Annotated in this window: 2 protein-coding genes; both read left to right on the top strand. The window is 67.6% G+C overall.

The genetic code is table 11. From position 1 onward, the window contains the following. Positions 1-1,313, top strand: a 1,313-nt coding sequence (locus ACRDSQ_RS25360) for a PQQ-dependent dehydrogenase, methanol/ethanol family (RefSeq protein ID WP_431424473.1), incomplete at its 5' end; no start/stop codon positions are given. A gap of 120 nt (positions 1,314-1,433) precedes the next feature. Then, positions 1,434-2,259 (top strand): quinoprotein dehydrogenase-associated putative ABC transporter substrate-binding protein (locus ACRDSQ_RS25355; protein ID WP_431424472.1); only part of this gene is annotated, 826 nt, incomplete at its 3' end.

The raw sequence follows: 2,259 nt of genomic DNA, 5'->3' as shown, positions 1-2,259 counted from the left end.
CCGGCCGGCAGCTGTGGCGGGTTCCCAATGCCGATTACCGGCAGGGCTCGACGATGACCAACGCCCCGATCGTGATCAAGGACATCGTGATCGCGGGAATCTCGGGCGGTGAGTTCGGCGTGCGCGGCCGCGTGACCGCCTACGACGTGAACAGCGGCCGGGAAGTCTGGCGGGGGTACAGCACCGGGCCCGATGCCGACGTCAAGATCGTCGGCGATGCCAACCCCCATTATCCATCCCACCGGGGCAAGGACCTCGGCGTGTCGACCTGGCAGGGCGACGAGTGGCAGCGCGGGGGCGGGACGACGTGGGGCTGGTACTCGTACGATCCCGAGCTGAACCTCTTCTATTACAGCAGCGGGAATCCGGGCACGTGGAACCCGGATCAGCGTCCGGGCGACAACAAGTGGTCGATGACGATCTTCGCGCGCAATCCCGACAACGGCCAGGTGAAGTGGGCCTACCAGATGACGCCCCACGACGAGTGGGATTACGACGGCGTCAACGAAAACATTCTGGCCGACCTCACGATCGGCGGTCGGGCGGTGAAGGCGTTGGTGCATTTCGACCGCAATGGGTTCGGCTACACGCTCGACCGGACCAACGGCCGGGTGCTCGTCGCCAAGCCGTTCGGGCCGGTCAACTGGGCGACCAGCGTCGACCTGGCGACGGGCCTGCCGGTGCGGGACCCGCGGTACGGGACGACCTCCGCGAAAAACACCACGGGGATCTGCCCCGCCGCGATCGGCTTCAAGGATCAGCAGCCGGCGGCGTACTCGCCGCAGACCGGCCTCTTCTACGTCCCCGCGAATCACATCTGCATGGACTACGAGGGCGTCGAGGTGAAGTACTCGGCCGGTCAGCCGTACGTCGGCGCGATCGTGCGGATGTATCCGGGCCCGGGCGGCCACCGCGGTCGCTTCATCGCCTGGGACGCGACGACCGGCTCGGTCAAGTGGGAAATCAAGGAGAACCTCGCGGCCTACGGCGGCGCACTCGCGACGGCGGGCGGCGTGGTCTTCTACGGTACGATGGAAGGCTGGCTCAAGGCGGTCGATGCCCGGACCGGCGCGGAGCTGTGGAGATTCAAGACGCCGTCGGGCATCATCGGGAACCCGATGACCTACACCGGGCCGGATGGCAAGCAGTACGTCGCCGTCCTCTCCGGCGTGGGCGGCTGGGCCGGCATCGGCGTCGCTGCGGGGATCGGGCCGGAAGATCCCACGGCTGGGCTGGGCGCGCTCGGCGCGTTCGGCGATGTGTCCAGCTTCAGCACGCAGGGTGGGGTGCTGACGGTGTTCGCCCTGCCCTAAGGATTCGGTAACACGCAGCGCACAGTCACCCGGTGTCGGAGCGAACAGCCTCCGGCACCGGGTGTACTATGCCGGTGACAGTTGTTCTTCACACGCCGGCGCCGCGCGCCAGGGAGCCCGATGATCGGCACACGAGCGAAGGTCGCCGGATTACTCCTCCTCGCGACGTCGATGGCGGTCGTGGTGAGCGCCCGGACGCCGGAGCCGCCCGTGCTTCGCGTCTGTGCCGACCCGGACGACCTCCCGTTCTCGAACGAGCGGCAAGAGGGCTTCGAGAACAAGATCGCCCAGCTCATCGCCGCGGAGCTCGGCGATTCGCTGGTCAACGTGTGGTGGCCGCACCGCCGCGGCTTCGTCCGGAACACGCTCCGGGCGGGGCTGTGCGACCTGATCGTCGGCGTCCCCAAAGGCTTCGACCCGGTGTTGACCACCAGACCGTATTACCGCTCCACGTACTACTTCGTCTACCGCCAGGGCCGGAACCTCGACATCCGTTCCTTGGACGACACGGTGCTGCGGCACCTGAAGATCGGCGTGAACCTGATCGGTTACGACTACACCAACACCCCGCCCGCGCACGCCCTCAGCGCCCGCGGGGTCGTGGGCAACCTCGTCGGCTTCCATACGTTTTACACGCCGACGGCCGACCGCCCGCACCATATCATCGACGCCGTCGCGAACGGCACCGTGGACGTGGCGATCGTGTGGGGTCCGCTAGCGGGCCACTACGCCAGTCGAGCCCCGGTGCCGCTCACGCTCGTCGCGCTGCCCGACTCCGACGCGGCGTCGGGGATGCCTTTCGCATTCGATATCGCCATGGCGGTGCGGCGGTCCGATAAGGCGTTCAGCGCGCGAATCGATTCGGTGCTCGCACGCAAACACGACGAGATCGTCGGCATCCTGCGGCAGTACCACGTGCCGATGATCGCCACAGAGGGGAGCGGGG

The organism is Actinokineospora sp. (assembly GCF_050699995.1).
GTDB lineage: Bacteria > Actinomycetota > Actinomycetes > Mycobacteriales > Pseudonocardiaceae > Actinokineospora.
Note: the sequence above shows the minus strand (reverse complement) of the source record. Positions and strands in the feature narration are given on the sequence as shown.